Origin of the sequence: Planotetraspora silvatica (assembly GCF_016863315.1) — a bacterium.
Taxonomy (GTDB): domain Bacteria; phylum Actinomycetota; class Actinomycetes; order Streptosporangiales; family Streptosporangiaceae; genus Planotetraspora; species Planotetraspora silvatica.
This window is the reverse complement of sequence record NZ_BOOQ01000005.1, coordinates 33,993-55,115: the sequence shown is the minus strand read 5'-3', so window position 1 is coordinate 55,115 and position 21,123 is coordinate 33,993. Positions and strand designations below refer to the sequence as shown.

Sequence of the window (21,123 nt, the reverse complement as noted above, 5' to 3'; positions counted from 1 at the left end):
GAGGGACGTGCCGTCACGCGCCCTGGCAGGGACTGCTGCTCACTCGGCGGGCCGGCCGCCCAACCGGATGAGCCGGCGCAGACCGCCGAGGATCAGGGGGGCGAAGACGATCGCCAGCACGGCCAGCGCCAGCCCGAACAGGCCCCAAGGTGGGCCGGCCGATGAGGCCACCGCGTCGAGTTCCTTGGCGGCTCCGGCCGCGAGGTTCGGGTCGATCTGACCGTTGCCCCCCGCGGCGAGCACGGGCTGGCCGTTCTCGTCCACCGTCACCGGGACGCCGTCGGGCCCGATCGTGGTCCCCGGAGTGGCCGATCCCGGTGTGGTCGGGCCGTTGCTCGGGTCGTTTCCTCCGTTGGAACCCGGGTGGTTCGGCGTGTTTCCGCCGTCGCCGTTGCCGCCACCGCCCCCGCCACCGTTGCCGCCACCGCCCCCGCCACCGTTACCGCCTCCGCCGCCGTTGCCGCCGCCTCCGCCGCCGTTGCCGCCGCCACCGTTGCCACCGCCGCCGTTGCCGCCACCGCCGCCGTTACCGCCGCCACCGTTCGCGGGCGGGGGGTCCTTGATGGACGACTGGCCGGAGTCGGCGCATTTCTTCCCGTTGGGAAGCGTCAGGTCCTTGTAGTACTGCCCCCATCTGTCCGGGCTGCTGGGGATCGTGGGATGGCCCGGCACCTGGTCGAGCACGTCGAAACCCTGCTTGATGAGGTTTCCCGGCAACGGGGAGTAGCCGATCTCGTCGACGCTCTTCTGGCCCTCGGTGATGGAATAGAGCACGAACTCGGAAAGGGTCTCCCCCTTGCCCCGGTCGAACCCGTCGGTGGGCACGATGACGTAGTTGTAGCTGGAGATCGGGTAGGCGTTGGGGTCAGGGTGTGTGTGGACCTTGTCCAGCTTGTAGGTCCCGTCGGCGTTGCGCTGGGCCGCGGTGAGGGCGATGGCCTGGTTGCACGCCGTCGGCAACGTGTAGTTGCCGTTGGTGTTCTTGATCCTCGCCACGGGCACGTCGATCTGCAGGGCGTAGGCGTACTCCGCGTACCCGATCCAGCCCCAGCTGGCGTTGCCGTTCGCCACCTGGATCGCCACTCGGTCGGAGCCGTCGACGAGGTCGATGTCCGGCCGCTGCGGCCACACATCCGTCGGGCCGCAGGCCCGGTCGGTGCACTTGACCGACTTCTCGGTGGAGCATCCGTTCGGGTTTCCGGCGACGCCCTCCATGTACGCCTTCCACCGGCCCGGGTCCATCTGGTTCAGGTAGTCCGTGAAGACGGCCGTCGTGCCCGATCCGCCGGTGCGGGCCACGGGCCGGACCCGGACGTGCGGCAACCGGTTCGAGAGGGTGGGATTCTCGGCCTTGACCGCCGGATCGTCCCAGTACATCACCGGCTCGTTCTTGTCGGCGCACGAGAACATGTTCTGGGTGAACAACCGCACGAGGAGCTTGCCCGAGAGCTGGATGTCCTTGATGGGCCTGCCCGCGTTGTCCCTGACGTTGAACATGATCGACGTCCCACCGGCGACCAGTGGCATGTAGGTGAACTTGAACGGCGGATCCTGCTCGACGCCCAGGCCGCCGGGGAAGTTGTAGGAGACGTCGCTCGACGCGAAGTCGACCAGGCGCGAGGCGAACTCCTGCCGCCCCTGGGTCGAACCCTTGGGCGCGAAGTTGACGCTCAGCCCCTTCAATCGCGCGACGTCGGACATCCACTGCTGGATCGCGACGTACGCGAAGGTCGAACCGGAGCCGTTCACGGTCGTGGCGGCCCAGGCGGGCGAGGCCGAGAGCGGGATGAGCATGACCAGCAGCAGCGCCATGATCACGCGGCCGGTCCGGCGGACGATACGCATACCTGTGCTCCTGGCTCAGCCGAACCGGCCGTTGACGTAGTCGGCCGTCCTCGGATCGTGGGGATCGGAGAAGATCTGCTCAGTGGGGCCCTGCTCGATGACCCTGCCGGGTTCGTCCTCGGCCGCGAGGAAGAAGGCGCAGTGCTGGGAGACGCGCTGCGCCTGCTGCATGTTGTGGGTGACGATGACGATCGTCACCTGGTCCTTCAGCTCGAGGATGGTCTCCTCGATCCGCCTGGTCGAGGTGGGGTCCAGGGCCGAGCACGGCTCGTCCATCAAGAGCACGTCGGGGCTGACCGCCAGCGACCGCGCGATGCACAGGCGCTGCTGCTGGCCGCCGGAGAGGCCGCCCGCCGGGGCGCCGAGCCGGTTGCGCACCTCGTTCCAGAGGCCGGCCCTGCGCAGGCTCGTCTCGACGAGGTCGTCGCGGTCGCGGACCTTCCTCCCGGTCAGGCGCAGGCCCGCCGCGACGTTGTCCGCGATGGTCATCGCGGGGAACGGGTTCGGCTTCTGGAAGACCATGCCGATACGGCGGCGCACCTCGGTCAGGCGCAGGCCCGCGCCGTAGATGTCGTGTCCGTCGAGCAGCACCGAGCCGGCGAGCGTGGCGATGGGCACGAGTTCGTGCATCCGGTTCAGCGTCCGGAGGAACGTCGACTTGCCGCATCCGGAGGGCCCGATGAGCGCGGTGACGACCCCCGCGTCCATCTTGATGTCCACCCCCTCGAGCACCTTGCGAGCGCCGAACCAGCAGCTCACCTGGACGCCTTCGAGGACGCCGCCCACGGGAGCGGGCGCCGCCTCCGCGGCGACGGACTGGTCGACCTCTGGCACGGTCATGAACGGTTTCCTCCGGCATCGGATGTGGTCCGGGATCCGCGGCGGCGGCGGACGCGGATTCGGCGCCGCCCCGGGCTCGCCGATCCGACGATTCGGGCGAGCACGAAGAGCAGCAGGACGATGGCCAGCAGGACGAGCGCGCCCGCCCACGCTCTGTCGACCTGGTTCTCCTGCGAGCTCCTGATCTGGGTGAAGACGAACAGCGGCAGGTTGTCCTGATGGCCGGAGAACGGGTTGAGGTTCATCACCGTGGTGCCGCCCGTGGTCATCAGCACGGGGGCCGTCTCGCCCACGACCCGCGCCATGCCGAGGATCACGGCGGTGGAGAGCCCGGCCCTGGCGGTGGGGAGCACGACCATCAGCACGCTTCGCCAGTACGGCGCGCCCAGCGCGAGCGCGGCCTCACGCAGGCCCCCGGGGACCACGTGCAGCACCTGCTCCGCGGCGATGGTGACCGTCGGGAGCATCAGGATGGCCAGCGCGAGGCTGCCCACGATGCCCGACTGCAACCAGATGTGCGGCTTGATCACGATGGAGAAGATGAACAGGCCGGCGACGATCGAGGGCAGCGCGGTCATCGCGTCGGCGACGAGCCGGACGGGACGTGCCAGGGGACCCTGGATCTCGCTCAGGTAGACGGCCGTCAGCAGGCCGAGCGGCACCGCGATCGCCGTGGCGAGGGCCAGCTGTTCCAGAGTCCCGATGATCGAGTGGAGCGCGCCTCCCTCGGTCGCCTTCGACAACGGACCGACGATCTGCATGGTCTCGGTGAAGAAGTTCGGGCGCAGCACCTCGGCGCCTCGCTTCACGACATAGCCGACCACGAACACGATCGGCGCGAACGCGAACAGCGCGCCCGTCGCGACGAGGATCGTGACCAGCCTGTCCTTGGCCGCCGTGGCGCCCTGGCCGTCCCTGATGACGAACCAGTAGATCGGCAGGAACAGCACGTACCCCAGCACGACGTACGCGAGGGGCATCACCCGGAACGGCAGCAGCCGACCGAAGATCATCCAGGTGAGCGCGGCGGAGGCTCCCAGCGCACCGGCGATCTCCGCGAGGTCGGTCCACCGCCAGGCCCTCGGCCGCCGCCGAGGCGGCACCTTCCCACGCGGACCCGCGGCGGGCGGGGAAGCGGGCTGCCGCCCTTCCGCCGCGCGCGGATTCGGGAGGACCTTGGTGGTCTCCGGCATGGTCATGCGCGCGCTCCGGCCGGTGACCTGTTGACCACGAGGGCCGCCAGGAGGTTGATGGCGAAGGTGACGAGGAAGAGGGCGAGGCCGGCGGCCATGAGAGCGCTGAGCCCCAGCTCCTGGGCGTCCCGGAACTCGATGGCGATGCCGCTGGCCACCGTGATGCCGCCGTTCTCGAGGATGCGGGGCTTGATCTCGAAGGCGATGGACAGGATGAGCGTCGCCGCGAGCGTCTCTCCGAGCGCACGGCCGAGCCCCAGCATCGACCCGCCGACGATGCCGCTGCGGCCGAAGGGGAGGATGACCGAGGAGATCATTCCCCAGCGGGTGCCGCCGAGGGCCAGCGCCCCCTCGCACTCGTGCCGCGGGGCCTGGGCGAGCACCTCTCGGATGATCGACGTGGTGATCGGGATGGCCATGCACGCGATGATCAGGCCGGCGTTGAACAGGGACCCGCCCGTGGCCGAGGCCTCCGCCAACGGCAACCAGCCGTGGAACTGGGCCACCGCCCAGTCCTCGATGGGTGCGAGCAGCGGCACGAGGAAGAACAGGCCCCAGATCGCGAAGATCAGGCTGGGGATGGCCGCCATCAGGTCGACGAGGGACGTGAGGCTCCTGCGAACGGCCCTCGGGGCGTACTCGTTGATGAACAGCGCCGTGCACACCGCGATCGGCACGGTGATCAGCATGGCCACGGCCGCGCTGACGAACGTGCCGAACATCATCGCGGCGACGCCGAACTTCGGCGGTTCGCCGTCGGGGGCCCAGGTCAGCGTGGTGAGGAACGAGAATCCCGACGTCTTGAGCGCCGGCCACGCCCCGGTCAGAAGGAACAGGCCGATCAGAGTGATCAGCACCAGCGTCGTCCCGGCACCCGCCGCCACGAAAGCGCGGTAGAAGCGGTCGGCGTCGGTGAGGCGGGCTTCGAGCTTTCGTGGCTCCTCGGCGCGCGGCCCGGCCTCGGGCACATCACTCGTGACCGACCCCTCGGGGCCAGTTGTCCGCACGTTCGTTCCCCTCGTCATCGGGTGGAGTTTCGTCAGCGGGTTCCCACGGCGTCGGTCGGTCCCGAGCTTTTCCGAGGTCCGCGGTAAGTGTCGGGCGAGGCCAATGGCCGATACGCGAATGGCGCGTTAACGGCCGCGGACAGATGCCCGACAGCTTCGCTTCGGCATTCGGGTCCAATTTCACCTCATTTCCAGTGCGCGAAGCGTGGATGAACGCAGCAGGACGGCGCCTCGACGAATACCGGCGGCCCTTGTACGGAGGGAGTTCGTGGCGCTTCCCTGTATTCGGGCTACGCGCGCGAGTACGCCGGGTCCTGGTTCAGGAAATTTGGGGAGTGCGGACGTGTGGCGAGGTAAGCGTTTGGGCCTGCTGGCGATCGCGGTGGCCGCTGCGTCAGCCGCGCTGGCCGTCGGCCCGGTGCCCCGGCAGCCCGCGGTGGGCGCGGCGGAGGACACGCCGGCGGTGGAGGTGTGGTCCGCACCGGACGGTACGAGAATCGACGGGGACGTCAATCAGAAATTGGGTGCGGACCAGTCGGTCACCGTCCGCTGGAAAGGCTTTACACCGAACTCATCTGTCGTCCTCACTGAATGCGTCAATCCCGGCAGGGCCTGGTACCAATACAACGGGGCGGCATTCGGCTACACGGATTGGCACCCCTTCGACTGGTGCGCCCCCCAGACCCGGCAGGCGGGCACCACGAATTCCGACGGCACGGGGACGGCCACCTTCACGGTGAGGCAGGGCACCATGGCGCGCTCCACCGTCTATTACAACTCCGGCTCCACGACCGCGAACCTGCCTTTCACCTGCACCGCTGGAGGAGCCTGCGTCGTCATCGCCAGTGAGTGCGAATGGCAGCAGCCGCTCGACTACCAGACCACGTGGCCGCAGGCGCTGAAGCCGCAGGCCACGCCGCCGGCGGGGGTGGCCGAGCCCGCGCGCGCGGCCGCGAGCCAGGACCTGACCTTCAGCCCCGGCCCCGACGGACAACCGATCACGCAGGAAGTACCCGCGCTCACGTCGCCGCCGTTCCCGACGGAGAAGCCGCCACCCGTGCTGGAACCCGTCACGGGAACCCAGGTGGGCGACCCCATCCACGGCGCCGGGTCCTCCAACGTCGCCACCGCGTTCGAGTCCTGGCTGACCGGCGTGCGCAGCCAGGCACGGGCCGCCGACGTGAGCTTCTCCAGGACGACCTCGGTGCAGGGTGCGGGCACCCTCAAGTCGGGGTTCCAGTCGAAGTTCACCCGGGGTGCGGACTTCTCCGTCACCGGCGTCCCGTATGACAAGACCGCCGTGGGCGGCGACGTGGCCTACGCGCCCATCTCGCTCACCGGTCTCGCCATCGCCAACGAGGTCGAGGTCGCGGGCCGCTCGATCCGCCAGTCACGGATGAGCCCCCTCACCCTCGCCTGGATGCTGGGCCAGTCGTCGGCGCCGAGCACCGGCCCCCTCAGCTACCTCAACGACTACACCCAGAACTGGGGCGCGCTCGGCGCCAAGAGCCTGTTCGCCGTCGACAACCACGGCTGCGAGCTGCCTCCGCGGGCGGTGGTGCCGATCTTCCGCCTCGGTCAGTCGGCCCAGAACCAGATTCTGTCGGCATGGTTCGGAGCGACGCTCCCGCAGGGCCTGTTCGAGCGCGAGTTCGCCAACAGCGAGCCCGGCGGGCTCGAACTGCTGGCGACCCAGGCCGGGACCCGAGGCACCCAGACCGGCGCCGAGACCGCGCGTCAGATCGCGACCCAGTTCGGCGATCTCACCAAGCTCGGGAACGACGGCAACCCCGACCCGAGCACGATGGGGCTGCGTGACTCCAAGGCGGGCCTGGGATATGTCGACATCACCGAGGTCAACGCCCTCGCCGAGCGGGACTTCCCCCTCGGGGTCTCCGCGCTGAAGAACGCGGCAGGCCAGTACGTCGCGCCCACCAAGGACTCGATCCTCGCCGCTTTCCAGACGATGAAGAAGAACGCGGACGGCACCTACAAGGCCGTGTTCAACGACACGACCAAGCCCGCCGCCTATCCCCTGCCGATGGTCCACTACCTCGCGGTGCCGAAGGCGGACTCGAAGGGCAAGAACCCCCTCCCCCTGGCGAAGCGCCAGGCCCTGTCGCTCTTCATCAAGTACGCCGTGAGCGACGCGGCGCAGGCCCGCATCGTCGAACTCGGCGGCGCGCCGCTTCCCAAGGCCCTCCACGATCAGGCGATCCAGGTCGCCGACATGCTGCTCGTCACACCGAGCCCCGAGCCGTCGGACCCCCCCGCGAGCGGCGGTGGCGGCGGTGGCGGCGGTGGCGGCGGTGGCGGTGGCGGTGGCGGCACGAGGCACACGCCGAAACCCGTCGTCACGATCACGAGAACGCACGAGCCCGGCAACGGCGGCGGCTCCGGAACGGGCAACAACTCGACTCCTTCCGCCAGCCCGAGTCAGTCGCCCACCCCCACTCCGCAGGCGACGCCGACGCCGACCGCGCCGGCTCCGGTGTCGAATCCGACACCCCTCGCGAACGAGGGGACGGTGCGCGGCGGCACGATCCCCGCTCCGGCGTGGGTGGTGGGGACCACCCTCCTCCTCATCATCGGAGCGATCGCCCTCTCGCTGGGCGGATCGTGGCGTGGTTACCTCTTCTGGCGCCTGCGCTCCCGTCGGTCCCCGGCGACGGCGGGACCCGCTCCCACCGCTCCCGGTAAGACCGGGCCGGACGCCGACGCATGACTCCTTCGGACATCGCGGCCGCGGCAGGAGACTCCGGGCAGGTGACGGTCTCCGCCGCCCTGGAGTTGGCGCAGCAGGCCGTCAAGCGACTGGAGGAGTCGGTCGCCCGGGTCGCCGGCGCCAGGGGCGGGCCCGAGCACGCCAGCGCGCTCGTCCTGGCCGGATCGGCGTCGGTGCTGCTCGGCCAGGTCGAGCTCACCGTCGCCGGAGGCGAGACGACGACCCGCGCCGCCGCCGCCGCCCTGCGCTCTCGCTACGACGACGCCCTTCTCCGGCTCGGAGCGGTTCCGCCTCCGGTGCCGGCCCCGCCCATCGCGGGATGGGTGCAGATCGGGCCGGCCCAGTGGGCTCCGGTGGGCGCCCCGCCGCCCGGTGCCATGCCCCCTTACGCCATGCCCCCTTACGCCGTGCCACCCGGCGCCATGCCCCCTTATGCCATGCCCCCTTACGCCGTGCCACCCGGCGCCATGCCCCCCGGCGCCGTCCCCGGGCATCCGGCGCCGCCGGCCCATGCCGTACCGCCGGGCCGGCCCGTCCCGGCGGGCAATCCGGTGCCGCCCGGCTATCCGGTGCCGCCGGGCCATCAACTTCCACCGGGCTTCGCCCTGCCTCCCGGCTATCCCCCGCCGCCCGGCTATCCGGGCCCCGTGCCGCACCCGATGTACCTCATGCCGGCGACCGGCCTGCCGGTCGGCGTGGGGTATCCCGGCTATCCGCCCAGGCGGAGGACGCTGCGAGAGGTCGTCGCCGGCCTTCCCTCCGAACTGCGCGTGCTCGGGAGATTCGCCGTCAACGCCCTGACCGTGATGGGAGCGCTGCTCGTCGCCTTCTCCCTGTACGCGTCCTGGTTCGGCCACCTCGCATACGACCGCAACCAGCGGATCATGGTCGACCGGCTCAACGAGAACTTCAAGGTCGCCGCCGCGATCGCCGCCGCCCCCGTCGAGGGTGACCGGGATCTCGCGGCGCTCCCCCCGCGCGGTGAGCCCGTGGCACTGCTGGAGATACCCAGGATCGGCGTGCGCGAGGCCGTGGTGCAGGGGACCGGGACGAGCGAACTGCGGGAGGCCGTCGGACACTACCGGCCGTCGCCCATGCCGGGTCAGATCGGCAACGCCATCCTCGCCGGTCACCGGAACCTGTACGGCGCACCGCTGGCCCGCATCGCGGCACTCAAGCCCGGCGACAAGGTGATCGCCACCACGCAGGAGGGCCGCTTCTCCTACACGGTCGAAAGGACGCTGCGCGCCAAGACCGGCGAGCAGGACTTCGTCTCCCAGGCGACGATCGTCAACCGGCTCACGCTCCTGACCACCTCGGACACGAGCACCGGCGGCCGGCTCGCCGTGATCGCCCGGCTCGACGGACAACCCGCGTCCCTGAAGACCCTCGACGACCACGGGCTCAAGGTGGACGAGCTCGGCCTGGGACGCGATCCCTCCGCCTGGTGGCCCGTACTCGGCTGGGGCGGGCTCTTCTTCGTCCTGCTGACCGGAACGTTCCTGCTCTACCGCAGATGGCGGCGGGTCTCGACCTACCTGATCACGACTCCGGCGCTGCTGGCACTGGCACTGGTCTGGTTCGAAGCACTCGCGCGCCTCATCCCCTCGACGTACTAGCCCGTGGAGACCACGATTCGCCGCAGCAGGCTCGCCTTCACGCCGAAGACCGCGTGGGGGCTGGCCGACCAGGCTCTCGCCAGCGCGACCAGCATCGCTCTCACCGTCGTGGTCGCCCGCGAGGTCGACATCGTCGCGCTGGGCGCGTTCGCGATCGCCAACACCCTCTACATGATCATCCTGAGCTTCTCCCGGACGGTGGTGTCCGAGCCGCTGCTGGTGCGGTTCAGCCACGTGAGCGAGGGAGAGCACCGGCGCGGCACCCGCCAGTCGACGGGGCTCGCCCTGCTGATCGGGGTGGGCGGAGGAGTCCTCCTGCTGGCCGCCCGGCCGCTGTACGGAGGACCCGTCGCCGAAGCGGTCGTCCCGCTGGCGATCTTCCTTCCCGGGCTGCTGCTCAAGGACGCCTGGCGATTCGCCTTCATCGCCGCGGACCGCCCCGGGCAGGCGATAGTCAACGACCTCGTCTGGGCGGTAGGACAGGTCGCCGGGGTCGGCTGGGTCGTCGCCTCCGGCCGCCCCACACTGTCCGGGCTGGTCACGGCTTGGGCCGCCTCGGCCGCTGTCGCGGCCCTCGTGGGATCGGCGCAGGCCAGGCTGCTGCCCGCTCCCCTCAAGGCGCGGGGCTGGATCGTGAGTCACCGCGACCTGCTGCCGGCCTACCTGGTCGAGTTCCTCGCGAGGATCGGGGGCCGCAACCTGGCCCTGCTCGCCATCGGCGGGGTGAACGGCCTGCCCGCCCTGGGGGCGATCCGCGCCGCCGAGGTCGTGTACGGCCCGCTCAACGTCGTCCTCCAGGCGGGCAACCTGGTCGCCATCCCCCAGGCGGTGGGCGCCCTGAAGCGCTCGGCCGCCACGCTCAGGGCCACGGTCACCGCCCAGTCGGCGGCCCTGACCGTGATGGCGGCCTGCTACGCCGTACTGACCCTGATCCTTCCCGACGGTCTCGGGAGGGCGCTGCTCGGCGGGTCCTGGGACCAGGCCAGGGCCGTGCTGCTGCCGACGGCCCTGATCTATACGGGCGTCGCCGCCATGACGGGCGCGGTCGTGGGGCTGCGCGCCCTCGGTGACAACCGCCGCAGCCCGGCGGTGCGCCTGCTGCTCGTCCCGCTCACCATCGGCTGCGGCGTGGCCGGAGGTCAGCTCTACGGGGCGGTCGGCGCGGTGGCGGGCCTGGGCCTGGCCAATCTCGCCGGTGCGGCGCTCTGGATCTGGCAGTTCCGCAGCGCGCTCCGGCCCCCAACCGATCAATCTCCCGAGGAGACACGATGGAACTCGTCGAATACGGGCGATGGCATCGCGGGATCATCCTTCCGCTCGCCGCCATCCCGCTGATCGCCGCGATCGGAGGCGCGGCCTGGGCTATCGCCCAACCGCCCACCTACCGGCACGTCGTGGAGTTGCAGGTGGCCTCGCCCACGGACACGACGGGCGCCGCCATGACGGAGCAGAGCGTCGCCACCTTCCGGACGCTCGTCACCTCGTCCGCGGTCATCGCGACCGTGGCCAAGAAGGCGGACGTCGATCCCGGCACGCTGATGAGCGGCCTGTCCACCGAGCGCCCCAACACCGACAACGAGCGCGGGACCGTGGTGCAGGTGATCTACGTCGGGGAGGACGCCCGGCAGGCTGCGGTGATCACGCGGGCGACGGCGCTCGCGGCCGTGGACGATCTGATGCGGCCCTACGTCGCGCAGGCCGAGTCGGAGGTGAAGGGGGCGAAGAAGGCCTCCGACGACTCCGCGAAGGCCCTGGCCAAGGCCGTCGCCAAGAGCGGCCTGGCGCCTGATCGCTACACGGTGCTCTACGCCGAGATCACGCGGTTGCAGTCCGAACTCGCCGCTCCCACGGGAGACCGTGATCGCAACGACATCCTGAAGGCCATCGACGACCGGCAGAAACAGCTTTCGCGGCTCACCCCGGACCTCGTGCCGTTCATGTCCGTCCAGAACGAGGCCGATCAGGCCAACCGCTACCTGGTTCAGGTCCAGCAGGGTCTGCACGACGCGCAGGCGCGCCTGACGCAGTCCGAGGCGTCCATCACACCGGTCACCCCCGAAGGGGTGGCCCAGGGCAAGACCTCGCTCGTCGTCCGGGTCGTCGCGATGGCCGGCGGGGTCGGCGCCCTGCTCGCCGTCGTCATCCTGTTGCTCAGGGAGCTCGTCCGGCAGCGCCGGCCGGTCAGCCACCTGGGTCCCCCGCGGGTCTCCGCCGCGCTGCTGACGCCCTCCGGCACCGCACCGATCCCGGTGAGCCCGCAGGAGGTGCGGGTGATCGAGCGCGGCGACCGCAACGGCAGCGACCAGCAGCGCCAGCTTCGCTGACGGCCTGCCGTACGGCTCAGCCCCGGTAGCCGAGCCGGCGGAGGTGCGCGGCGAGGCTGTGGTCGAGGAGGGCGACCTGGTCGGGAGCGAGGTCACGGCGGAAGGCATCGGCTCTGCCGGCGGAGAAGGAGTATCTGGCGAAGCCGCGCTCGAAACCCGGTGTCCAGGCGAGACCGAGGAACTCGAGGATCACCTCGAAGTGTTTGCGCGGGCTCGCGACGATGTCCTCGTAGCGGATCTCCAGCCACGCGTCGTCCGGCAGCGCCTCACGGGCCGCGGCGTAGGCGTCGATCAGGTGTTTCCAGGCGATCCCCGCGAGGTGGGCCTGGGAGCGCCCGGCGGCGTGCCACTCCTTCTCGTACGGCTCGGGCAGCGGCCCGAAGTGCCAGCCCGCCGGGCCGAGGTGTCCGCGCCACCAGGGCATCTGCAGCCATGAGTTCGCCACCGCGCGCCCGTCACGCACGATGTGGACGTAGCGGGCCTCAGGGAAGACCTCGCTGAGGAAACCCGTGCGCGGCCAGCCGGTGAGCTTGTGAACGTAGGCGGGGGCTCCCTCGTCGGCGGCCCGTCCCTCGAAGAAGGCCCTGGTGCGCTCGGCGAGCCAGGGTGTCACATCGCCGGCGAGCAGATCGCGGAACGGGTCCACGAGCAGGGGTGAGACCTCGCGCGCGAGGGCGGTGTACGCCTCGGACGGCGCGTAGCGCAGGCGTCCCTTGGTGGTCAGCCGCGGCGGCACCCTGCGGTAGACGGCGCCGCTGCGACGGCGGATCCAGCGCGGGCAGCGCGCGTACCGGTCGTCGACGTTGGAGACGAACCCCACGTCCGGATGCCGGGCCACCACCTCGTGGACGAGGGTCGAGCCGCAACGTCCGGTGCCGACGATGAAACTGAGCACGGGGCTCTCCTTCGAGGGAATTCGAGGGAACTTGTGCCGGACCCCCGGTCGGCCTGTGGTGCCCGGGGGTCCGCCGATACGGCGGAACCGGGCCGGGCTCGTGAGAGCCCGGCCCGGAACTGATGTCGCGACCCGCCCGCTACGTCAGTTGACGTCGAAGGTGGTGCACTTGTTGCCGGTCGGGTTGACCTTCACGAAGCCGTTCGCGGTGATCGCCTGGTCGATGGCGACACCCCAGTTACGGTCGACGTTGGCGTTCTCGATGCCCGGGTTGGGGTCGCCCACCGGCTTGCTGTGGAGGGCGTTGGGCTTGCACAGCCAGCCGGCGGGGCCGACGTAGCCGGCGATCCACGGCGGGCCGTTGCGACGGACCACGTTGAACAGCGTCCGGTTGAACTGGTAGGTGCCGTTCTGGATCGTGGTGGGGCTGGGCGCCACGCCACCCACGCTGATGAGCGCGGTGTCGGTGCTGCTGCAGTTCGCCTCACCGGTGACGTACTTGCCGAACGACAGGGCCCAGATCGAGCGGCCCTGGTCGGTCGCCGAGAGGTTGTTGATCGGAACGCAGTTGTTCTCGAACAGCACCTGGCCGCCGGTGGCGGTGACGCAGGTGTTCGGGTCGCCACCGAGGAACGACTGCCACGCCGAGTAGGTGCCGGAGCTGGTCTGGATGCCGTTGACGATGATCGCGCCGTTGCCGCCGCCGAACTCGTTCCAGTTGCGGTTGCAGCCGCCGGGGCCCGTGCCCAGGAAGATCTCCTTCAGCTGGGCGAGGGTCAGGTTGGTGACACCGTCGGAGGCGCCACCCTTCCACCGCGGGACGGCGACGGCGTCCTTGGCCCAGCCGACGTAGGTCAGCGGGTCCTGGGCGTTCTTGCACTCGTTGGGAATGCTGGCCGGCGCCGAGGAGGACCGCGCGTAGCTGTAGAAGATGGTGCCGGTCAGGCCGTCGTTCTCCTGGCACAGCATGCGCAGGCCCGCACCCGAGCCCTGCGGGAAGTGCTCGACCGCCATCTCGTGGTCGTAGTTCTCGGTGGTGACGGTCGTGGCGGTGTCAGTCAGGCAGGTCCACTGGGGGGTCGCCGGCGGCACGGTGAGATTGCAGCCAGGCGACTGGTTGAACAGCTTGTCCAGGTCCTGCATGGCGAAATAGGTCGTGTCCGACCCGGCGCCGGTCATCGTGAAGTTGAATTTGCCGTCAGAGAACGGGGGCAGCGCCGAGGCCGGAAGTGCGAACGCGCAGATCGCGGTGATCAGCGTGAGCACCGCGGCTACGCGCTTGCCCACACGGCCAAGACGCGGCTTCTTCTGGTGGATTTCGCCGGACATGAATCCTCAATCCTGTTGGACAGCGAATTTGGTACTGCGAAAAGACACCCACGCGAAAAATCAGGAGACCTTCCTCGCGAGGGCCGGGAGAGTAGGTCGCGACACCTCGAGGATCATCATCGGGACCCGGCTCTTAGCCAACTAACCCCGCATGTCCGCCATGAGAACGTAAGGCAATAAGTACGGGTATCGATGGAGTTCCAGTACCGTTCCATTACTTTCCGGTTCGTTTACCGGAAAAGCACTTAACAGATGGGCGGACGGCATTTCACGGCCGGATAGTGCCGTCCCATGAGACGAATGCTGATCACAATGACGGTCGCGATGAGCGGCATTCTCGCTGTGACCGGATGCGCGGTCGGCGAGGTGGACCAGGCTCCCTCTCAGCAGCGGACCCGCCCGGTGACCTCTTCCCCGCTGCCCGCGGCGCCGTCCGACGAGATGGCCGCCGGAAACCTGGTCAGCATCACCGGCTCGGGCCCGGTGCCCCGGCAGCTCATCGCGGGCACCGGCGAGACGATCTCGTGGCGCAATGACACCGCCAAGACCGTCTCCGTCGGGCTCATCGACGGCAGCAAGCCCTCGGGCGCCATCCCGCCAGGCGGTGCGTACACCCACGTCTTCGACACGGCCGGGTCGTACGCCTACCGGATCGGCAAGTCGGGCGACCCGGTGGGCGTCGTGGAGATCATGCCCCAGAGCGACCAGGTGCCGGTCCCGGCTTCCTGACGCGCTCGCCGGCCGGCTCAGTCCGTACGGCAGGCGATGAGGGACTTGGTGAATCCGGCGAAACGCTCGGCGAGCAGCGTGGAGTCCGGGAAGTAGTGCCTCATCTGCGTACGGCTCAGCAGCTCGATCTCCAGCACCATGGGCAGCGCCTCCGCCCGGGTCCGCGGCCGTGTCCCCCACGAGAGTGGCCACTTGACGGCGAAGGCGGTCTGCAGCGGAAGCGGCAGGAACTGGAACATCGGGAACACCCAGTGCGGCTCGACCGGGAAGTAGAGGTACGGGACCTGCACCCAGTGCCGGTCCGACAGCCGGTGGACGGAGTCGGCGAACCTCCTGCGCATCTCGTGCCCGCCGACATGCTCCATCACCGAGTTGGAGAAGACCAGGTCGAAGCGGCGATCCCGCAGGTGACCGGGCAGGTCGCAGGCGTCGCCCAGCTCCACCGTCACCCAGTCGGGAACCTCGTCCACCGGCGGCTCGAAATTGATCAGGTGGACGTGCTTCGGCCGTTTGGGGGCGCGGGTCCACGTACGCACGGTGCCGCCGAGGTCGATGACCTCCATCTGCTCCAGATCCGGGAAACGCTCCAGCAACATCCCCATCCGCCGCGTCCTGAGACGGGTGTTCAGCGAGCCGGGGCGGCCGATGAGGACCTCCCGCATCCGTCTTCCCAGGTCGGGGCGAGTTTCGCCGGCCACTGCCATGTCGACTCCCTTGGATGTCATGTCGTCTGGATCTCCCTGAGACGGCGGGCCTCGGCATAGATCTCTCCGATGGCCCTCAGGTGGCTCTCCGGTGAGTACCGGGAGCTCGCCATCGCCCGTGCCGACTTGCCCATCGCCAGGCTCCGCTCCGGGTCGCGCAGCAGCGCGAGCGCCGCCGACGCCAGTTCCATGGGCTCGTCAGGCGGGATCAGCCGCCCGGTCGCGCCGTCGATGACCAGCTCGGAGACCCCGCCGAGCGAGGTGCCGATCACCGGCACGCCGCACGAGTAGGCCTCGAGGATGGTCATCGGCTGGTTCTCGTACCACCGGGAGGGGACCAGCAGCGCCGTCGCGGAGATCAGGAGGTCGAGGACCTCCTGCCGCGATATCCGGCCCAGGAACCGCACCCGGCCGGGCGCGACCTGCTCGGCCAGCCGTTCCAGGTTCGCGCGCTCCGGTCCGTCGCCGGCGACGACGAGCCGCGAGGCGGAGCCGAGCAGCCCCATCGCGCGGATCGCCGTGTCCACGCCCTTGGTCTCGTGCAGTCGTCCCACGCAGACCAGGGGTCCGCCCGGCTGCGACTTCGGCGTCACCCCGCTGGGGTCGGCGAAGTTGCTCAGCACCCGCAACCGGTCCGGGTAGACCCCGGCACGGGTCAGCTGCCCTGCCAGGAACTTGCTCGGGCTGATGAAGACGTTCACCCCGTCGTAGGCCCCGTACCGGCGATGCAGCCAGGTCTCGGCCGCGAGCATCGCACTCGCGCCGAGCGAGTCGTCCTTGCACCTGCGCCGCACCGCCTCACGCAGGTCGCCGTCCACGCATGCCGTGCAGACCTTGCCGTGGTCGATGAAGCTGTAGGTGGGGCAGGCCAGCTTGTAGTCGTGCAGCGTCATGACCACGGGGACGCCCGCGTCCCGCAGCGCGGCCACCACGGAGGGTGAGAGCTGGTGGTAGACGTTGTGCAGGTGGGCGACGTCGGGCGCGAACTCCTCGATGACCCGGGCCATCCCGCGCCTGGCGCTGGTCGACCACAACATCCGGCCGGCGCCCCTGGCCATCGCGATCGGGTTCTTCGGCATCGGGTTCATCTCCAGATGCCGCGGGAAGTGCCCCTCGTACTCCGAGGTGATGTTGTCCGGATGGCGCATCGCGAAGAACGCGACCTCGTTGCCCCCCTTGACCTGCATCTCAGCGAGGTCCAGCATGTACGCCTCCGCCCCACCGCGTCGGTAGAGGAACTTGTTGACGTGCAGGACCCTCACTCTGTCTCCCTCCCAGGCGCCCCGATGCGCAGGGCCAGCCCGGCGAACACCGCCTGATACCACATGACCGCGACCGCGGTCATCGTGTTGTCGGTCAGCGACGACACCGCGAGGGCGGCCACACACGCGACGGCACCCACCGCGATCCCTCGGTCCAAATTCACCGCGGGCGCCCCGAGCCGGGGGCGCGTGGCCCGCACGGCGCGCCGCGCGGACAGGAACAGCGCGGCCAGCAGGCCGACGTACGCCAGCAGGCCGACGACCCCCGACTCGACGAGCGCCCGCACATAGTCGTTGTGCATCTCCTTGTAAAGGAGAAGGCGTGTGGTCCCGAGGCCGGTTCCGGTGACCGGATTCCCCGGCAGGAGTCCGAGCGCCTCGCCCCAGTGGTCGATGCGCCACACGAGGGAGTTGGCCTCGCGGCCTCCCGCCGTGTACGACTGCGACAGGTCGGAGAACCGATTCAGCACCGAGGGGACCGCCACGAGCACGCCGGCGATGACGACGCCGAGCGCGTAGATGACACGGCGGTCCTGGAGCAGCCCCACGACGACCACACCGACGAGCGCGGAGATCCACGCACCACGCGAGCCGGTCGCGAGCAGAGCGGCGCCGAGGCCGGCGACCAGCAGAAACAGCGCGATCTTGGCCCGCCCGTGCACGTGCCACAACAGGGCCACGCCCATCACCAGGAGCGTGTAGCAGAAGTCGCCCAGCGAGTTGGGATGCCAGAAGGTGCCGACGGGCCGTAGAAGGCCGTCGAGATCCACCAGCCCGTTTCCGGTGACGACCTGATAGAGCGTCACCAGGATCGGGATCACCGCGGAGGCGAACACCGCGACGAGAATCGGAACGGTCCGGCCCCGATCGTCGGACACGAGCCGTTCGACCACCAAGATCATGATGATGAAGGCGCCGATGCGCAACACTTCGCCCGCGCTGACCGCCGGAGCCCGGGACCCGAGCAGGCTGAGCAACGAGGCTCCGAAGAATGCCGCGACCGCGACAGGCAACGCGGGATGCGGCCTGGCCGCGGCCGGCCTGCGTCCCTGCACGATGAGCCAGACCAGGCCCGCGCCGATGAACAGCGCGCCCAGCATCGAGGAGGGATCGAACAGGCTGGACGCCGACCGGGCGCCGCCGTCGTCGACCGTGTCGCCGATGGCGGCGAGCTTGGTCGCGTCCAGACTCGCCCGGATCGCGAGGACGATGATCAGGAACAGGGTGAACCTCGTGATGGCCACGACGACCAGCGCGAAGGCCATGGCCAGCGCGATCGGCAGGACCACGGCCGTACGGGACGCCCCGGAGGCGAAGCTGATCCCGCTGTAGACGGCCAGCCCGATCGCGGGGACGCTGACGAGGACCAGTCCCCTTTCGAGGGGGATGCGGAGACGGCTGCCCGGGGCGGTGTGCGGGATCACGCCGGCTCCAGCCATCCGAGGCCGGCCGAGGCCGGCACCGAGACGATGAGGGGGTCGGCGCCCACGTCGAGTGTCCCGCTTGTCCAGTCCCGTGGCCGGCCGTCGGGCAACGTCGTGACGGTGATCGAGGACGCGGGCGCGTTCGCCGGTCTCGACAGCGATATCGGGCTCCCGCCGGTGCTCCAGAGCACCAGCGTCGTCGTGGCCGCCTGGTCGGCGACGCCGCCGCTCAGGCCCTGGCGCGCCACAGGACGCCAGGTCCCCGTCGCGAAGTGCTTCCTGAATTCCTCGAGGACGGTCTTGGCGGGGCGGGCCGCACCGTCGTCGCCGAACAACCCCCGCCAGTGCTCGGTCGCGACGACCGCGCTGCCGGGGCTGTAATCGAGCGGCAGGTAGACGAGGCGATCGACTCCGCGAGCGAGGAGCACGGCGAGCAGCTTGGCGGTCTCGACACCGTGGCGCACGGGATCGTAGTCCGCGCCCGGCCAGTAGAAGCCCAGTTCCCACGCCTCAATGGGCATGCCGGCCGGCACTCTGCCGCGGATGTAGTCGATCACATCGGCCGCCGCCGCCCAGCCCGCGTAGTAGTGCAACTGGAAGATGTCGAAGACACCGGCCTGGTCGAGCTCCAGGTCCGCGGCGTGTGCGGCGAGGGCCCGCTGGGCCCGCGGCAGCGCGAAGACCGCGCGCAACTCGTCGGCGGTGGACGCGGGCGGAAACCCGCCGTCCCCCCGCCCCGCGTAGAAGTCCCGGTAGAAGGTGAGAGCCTGATCGGGCCGGCCCGCGTCGAGGAAGGCCTTCGAGACCGCGATCCCGTAACTGGCGCTCGTCATCCCCACGTCGAGAACGCGGGCCTGCGCGTCCGCCTGCCGTACGGCCTGCGCCCCGGCACGGCCCACCGCCCGGTAGGCGAGAGGGTCGACACCCCACATGTTGTTGGCGTCGATCTCGTTCTCTATGCCGTAGAGGTGCACGCCGACGGCCGCGTACCTGCCCACGAGGTCACGTACGAAGGCCTGGTAGGCCGCCGTGTCCACGGGAGGGAAGGAGACGGCCATCCTCGGGCGCTGGGCCGCCGGCTGCCCGCTCGCCCAACAGGAGCCGACGCGGATCCGCACCATCACGCGGTAGCCGTACGAAAGCAGGTCGGTCACGACGCGGTCGTCGAGCCACCAGTTCCGCTCCCCCTGCCGCGGCTCGACGGCGCACCAGACGATCTCGTGGAAGGTCGCGCCGCCGCCGTACTCCTCGATCACCGGGTCGTCGCCGGTCGGCGGATGGCGATAACCGTCCCACTTCAGGCCGAACGGCTGCTCGGGGAGAACCTTGGCCGGCGCCATGGTGGGGGCGGAGGGGCCGGAACCGGTCCGTCCCGGGTCGGCGGTACAGCCTGCGCCACATAAGACGGCCAGGATCGCGAAAAAGGTCGTTACCCCCCGGATCACACTCGCTCCCTCCTGGCAGACAGCCTTTTATAGCGCCATATGTCAGGTTTTTGCAGTCTCCATTAGGCAAACCGCGGGATACCTCGAGGCAACTGACAGACGACGAAAAGTTTTCTGCCTCCCTAGAGAACAAGATATGCCACCCAAAAGCGACAAAGAGCGTTAACAGGGACAGTTCACCTTGACTTTGGGCATGTTAAGTGCATGTTTCAGCCGTCACGCACCCCTGGACCCCGCGAGCCCAGCTCACGGCAGAGGCGAGCAGGCGTCTTTATCCCTGCTTTATGACATGTTGATCTACTAGAAACGGTCTCACACATGAACGTCCGGTAAATCGCCGGGAGCTCTTTCCAGCGGTGCGCATCGGAGCGGTCGAAGGAGCTAACCGATGGTGAAGAGCGCGGAAATACCCCAATTCCCCCTTTTCCACCCTGTCGCAATTCCCTAGCGTCCACGCCAGAGACGCCTTACTCGTTTTCCTTATATGAGGGGTTCGGGCATGCCCGTCGCCGACACGTCAGGATCCATCGCATATTCCCCCGTGGCCGCCGATCGCCGGACGCTCCGCATCGCCATGATCGGCCAGCGTGGTCTGCCGGCCACCTTCGGCGGCATCGAGCACCACGTCGCCCACCTCGGCCGGCGACTCGCCGCCCGGGGGCATCAGGTCACCGTCTACTGCCGCGACAACTATGTGCCCGAGCGCCACGACGCACTGGACGGCATGCGGCTGCGCCACCTGCCGACACTGGGCACCAAGCATCTCGACGCGCTCGCCCACAGCCTGGTCTCGACGCTGGCCGCCGTCGGGGCGGGGCACGACATCGTCCACTACCACGCGCTCGGCCCGGGCCTGTGCGCCCCGCTTCCCCGCTATCTCTCCGGTGCCCGGGTGGTGCAGACCATCCACGGCCGTGACGACCGGCGGCAGAAGTGGGGAGGAACGGCCAAGGCCGTGCTGCGCAGCGCGCGCTGGCTCAGCGAGCGCGTCCCCGACGCCGTGGTCGGCGTCTCCCGTGAGATAACCGAGGAGTACGTGGCCATCCGCGACCGTCTCACCGTCCACATCGCGAACGGTGTGGAGCGGCCCTCGCCCGTAGTCTCGCCCCGGCCCGTCTTGGACCGCGGGCTGCGCCCGGGACGGTACGTGCTGTTCGTCGGACGGCTCGTGCCCGAGAAGGCCGTCGACCTCCTCATCAAAGCCTTCGCCGCGGTGCCCGGCGACATCCGGCTCGCGATCACGGGCGGCTCGTCCTTCACCGACGACTACGTCTCGAACCTGCACGACCTCGCCGCTGCCGACCCCCGCGTCCACATGCTCGGATACGTCTACGGCGAGGAGCTGGCCTCCCTCTACCGCCACGCGGCCGTCTACGTGCAGCCCTCGCACCTGGAGGGGCTGCCGCTCGCGCTGCTCGAGGCGGCGTCGTACGGCCTTCCGACGATCGCCAGCTCCCTCGGCTGCCACCGTGAGGTCATCGCGGAGGAGGGCCCGGGTGGCCGGCTGTTCCGCGAGGGCGACGAACATCACCTGCGCGAGGTGCTGACGCGTGTTCTGGCGAATCTCGACCATGAGTCGGAGAGCGGCCGGGTCCGGGGCGAGGACGTGCTCAGGCGCTATTCCTGGGACGTGGCCGCTGACATGACCGAGGCGCTCTACCACCGGGTGCTCGCCGGCTCGCGACGGGATCGGTGACCGCTCCGGTCCCGTCCGCACGGACGGCTCGCCGCTCCGGTCCTGTCCTGCCCGGTCCTGGCCTGGCCTGGCCTGTCCTGGCCAGT

General features: G+C 69.7%; 16 protein-coding genes. 6 read left to right on the top strand and 10 right to left on the bottom strand.

Annotated features, from left to right (window positions below; genetic code table 11):
* Nucleotides 1-39: 39 nt before the first annotated feature.
* From Psi02_RS05745 to pstC, 4 genes are read right to left on the bottom strand one after another with little or no spacing between them, the layout of a single operon-like run.
* Nucleotides 40-1,845, bottom strand: coding sequence for a substrate-binding domain-containing protein (locus tag Psi02_RS05745; protein ID WP_203972391.1), 1,806 nt, complete (start codon nucleotides 1,843-1,845; stop codon nucleotides 40-42).
* Nucleotides 1,846-1,860: 15 nt separating this feature from the next.
* Nucleotides 1,861-2,685, bottom strand: a complete 825-nt coding sequence (locus Psi02_RS05740; RefSeq protein ID WP_203972390.1) for a phosphate ABC transporter ATP-binding protein — start codon at nucleotides 2,683-2,685, stop codon at nucleotides 1,861-1,863.
* Complete coding sequence (gene pstA, locus Psi02_RS05735; RefSeq protein ID WP_203972389.1) at nucleotides 2,682-3,884, bottom strand: phosphate ABC transporter permease PstA; 1,203 nt, start codon at nucleotides 3,882-3,884, stop codon at nucleotides 2,682-2,684. Before pstA ends, Psi02_RS05740 begins: the two co-directional genes overlap by 4 nt.
* Complete coding sequence (gene pstC, locus Psi02_RS05730) at nucleotides 3,881-4,903, bottom strand: phosphate ABC transporter permease subunit PstC (RefSeq protein WP_203972388.1); 1,023 nt, start codon at nucleotides 4,901-4,903, stop codon at nucleotides 3,881-3,883. Before pstC ends, pstA begins: the two co-directional genes overlap by 4 nt.
* A gap of 325 nt (nucleotides 4,904-5,228) precedes the next feature.
* Between pstC and Psi02_RS05725 the strand changes: the two genes are divergently transcribed.
* Genes Psi02_RS05725 through Psi02_RS05710 form a run of 4 tightly spaced genes read left to right on the top strand, consistent with a single transcriptional unit; the run spans nucleotide 5,229 to nucleotide 11,553 of the window.
* Entirely contained in the window at nucleotides 5,229-7,610 is a 2,382-nt protein-coding gene (locus tag Psi02_RS05725; RefSeq protein WP_203972387.1) for a substrate-binding domain-containing protein, read from the top strand.
* A complete protein-coding gene (locus Psi02_RS05720; protein ID WP_203972386.1) occupies nucleotides 7,607-9,229 on the top strand; it encodes a class E sortase in 1,623 nt (540 codons plus the stop codon). The genes Psi02_RS05725 and Psi02_RS05720 overlap by 4 nt, the downstream gene beginning before the upstream one ends.
* A gap of 3 nt (nucleotides 9,230-9,232) precedes the next feature.
* A complete protein-coding gene (locus tag Psi02_RS05715) occupies nucleotides 9,233-10,564 on the top strand; it encodes an MATE family efflux transporter (protein WP_203972385.1) in 1,332 nt (443 codons plus the stop codon).
* Entirely contained in the window at nucleotides 10,498-11,553 is a 1,056-nt protein-coding gene (locus Psi02_RS05710; RefSeq protein ID WP_203972384.1) for a YveK family protein, read from the top strand. Before Psi02_RS05715 ends, Psi02_RS05710 begins: the two co-directional genes overlap by 67 nt.
* A 16-nt stretch (nucleotides 11,554-11,569) precedes the next feature.
* Here Psi02_RS05710 and Psi02_RS05705 read toward each other — a convergent pair whose 3' ends face one another.
* Together Psi02_RS05705 and Psi02_RS05700 are read right to left on the bottom strand one after the other, a co-directional pair.
* Nucleotides 11,570-12,448, bottom strand: coding sequence for a sulfotransferase family protein (locus tag Psi02_RS05705; RefSeq protein ID WP_203972383.1), 879 nt, complete (start codon nucleotides 12,446-12,448; stop codon nucleotides 11,570-11,572).
* Nucleotides 12,449-12,592: 144 nt separating this feature from the next.
* Complete coding sequence (locus tag Psi02_RS05700; protein WP_203972382.1) at nucleotides 12,593-13,777, bottom strand: substrate-binding domain-containing protein; 1,185 nt, start codon at nucleotides 13,775-13,777, stop codon at nucleotides 12,593-12,595.
* Nucleotides 13,778-14,077: 300 nt separating this feature from the next.
* Between Psi02_RS05700 and Psi02_RS05695 the strand changes: the two genes are divergently transcribed.
* Entirely contained in the window at nucleotides 14,078-14,506 is a 429-nt protein-coding gene (locus Psi02_RS05695) for a cupredoxin domain-containing protein (protein ID WP_203972381.1), read from the top strand.
* 17 nt (nucleotides 14,507-14,523) lie between these two features.
* On the opposite strand, the gene Psi02_RS05690 is transcribed toward Psi02_RS05695, so the two are convergent.
* Genes Psi02_RS05690 through Psi02_RS05675 form a run of 4 tightly spaced genes read right to left on the bottom strand, consistent with a single transcriptional unit; the run spans nucleotide 14,524 to nucleotide 19,341 of the window.
* Nucleotides 14,524-15,231 (bottom strand): class I SAM-dependent methyltransferase, encoded by a 708-nt coding sequence (locus Psi02_RS05690; protein ID WP_203972380.1) that lies wholly within the window; start codon nucleotides 15,229-15,231, stop codon nucleotides 14,524-14,526.
* Nucleotides 15,228-16,472, bottom strand: a complete 1,245-nt coding sequence (locus Psi02_RS05685) for a glycosyltransferase (RefSeq protein WP_203972379.1) — start codon at nucleotides 16,470-16,472, stop codon at nucleotides 15,228-15,230. Before Psi02_RS05685 ends, Psi02_RS05690 begins: the two co-directional genes overlap by 4 nt.
* On the bottom strand, nucleotides 16,469-17,896 hold the full coding sequence (locus Psi02_RS05680) for an O-antigen ligase family protein (RefSeq protein WP_203972378.1): 1,428 nt from the start codon (nucleotides 17,894-17,896) through the stop codon (nucleotides 16,469-16,471). The genes Psi02_RS05685 and Psi02_RS05680 overlap by 4 nt, the downstream gene beginning before the upstream one ends.
* Complete coding sequence (locus tag Psi02_RS05675; RefSeq protein WP_203972377.1) at nucleotides 17,893-19,341, bottom strand: hypothetical protein; 1,449 nt, start codon at nucleotides 19,339-19,341, stop codon at nucleotides 17,893-17,895. Before Psi02_RS05675 ends, Psi02_RS05680 begins: the two co-directional genes overlap by 4 nt.
* 499 nt (nucleotides 19,342-19,840) lie before the next feature.
* On the opposite strand from Psi02_RS05675, the gene Psi02_RS05670 reads away from it, so the two are divergent.
* Nucleotides 19,841-21,037 (top strand): glycosyltransferase family 4 protein, encoded by a 1,197-nt coding sequence (locus Psi02_RS05670; RefSeq protein WP_203972376.1) that lies wholly within the window; start codon nucleotides 19,841-19,843, stop codon nucleotides 21,035-21,037.
* The last annotated feature ends 86 nt before the right edge of the window (nucleotides 21,038-21,123 follow it).

What these genes read in the sequence shown, in the direction of transcription:
- Psi02_RS05745 (WP_203972391.1), bottom strand. Translation starts at nt 1,845, where the DNA reads ATGCGTATCGTCCGCCGGACCGGCCGCGTGATCATGGCGCTGCTGCTG.
- Psi02_RS05740 (WP_203972390.1), bottom strand. Translation starts at nt 2,685, where the DNA reads ATGACCGTGCCAGAGGTCGACCAGTCCGTCGCCGCGGAGGCGGCGCCC.
- pstA (WP_203972389.1), bottom strand. Translation starts at nt 3,884, where the DNA reads ATGACCATGCCGGAGACCACCAAGGTCCTCCCGAATCCGCGCGCGGCG.
- pstC (WP_203972388.1), bottom strand. Translation starts at nt 4,903, where the DNA reads ATGACGAGGGGAACGAACGTGCGGACAACTGGCCCCGAGGGGTCGGTC.
- Psi02_RS05720 (WP_203972386.1), top strand. Translation starts at nt 7,607, where the DNA reads ATGACTCCTTCGGACATCGCGGCCGCGGCAGGAGACTCCGGGCAGGTG.
- Psi02_RS05710 (WP_203972384.1), top strand. Translation starts at nt 10,498, where the DNA reads ATGGAACTCGTCGAATACGGGCGATGGCATCGCGGGATCATCCTTCCG.
- Psi02_RS05700 (WP_203972382.1), bottom strand. Translation starts at nt 13,777, where the DNA reads ATGTCCGGCGAAATCCACCAGAAGAAGCCGCGTCTTGGCCGTGTGGGC.
- Psi02_RS05695 (WP_203972381.1), top strand. Translation starts at nt 14,078, where the DNA reads ATGCTGATCACAATGACGGTCGCGATGAGCGGCATTCTCGCTGTGACC.
- Psi02_RS05690 (WP_203972380.1), bottom strand. Translation starts at nt 15,231, where the DNA reads ATGACATCCAAGGGAGTCGACATGGCAGTGGCCGGCGAAACTCGCCCC.
- Psi02_RS05670 (WP_203972376.1), top strand. Translation starts at nt 19,841, where the DNA reads ATGCCCGTCGCCGACACGTCAGGATCCATCGCATATTCCCCCGTGGCC.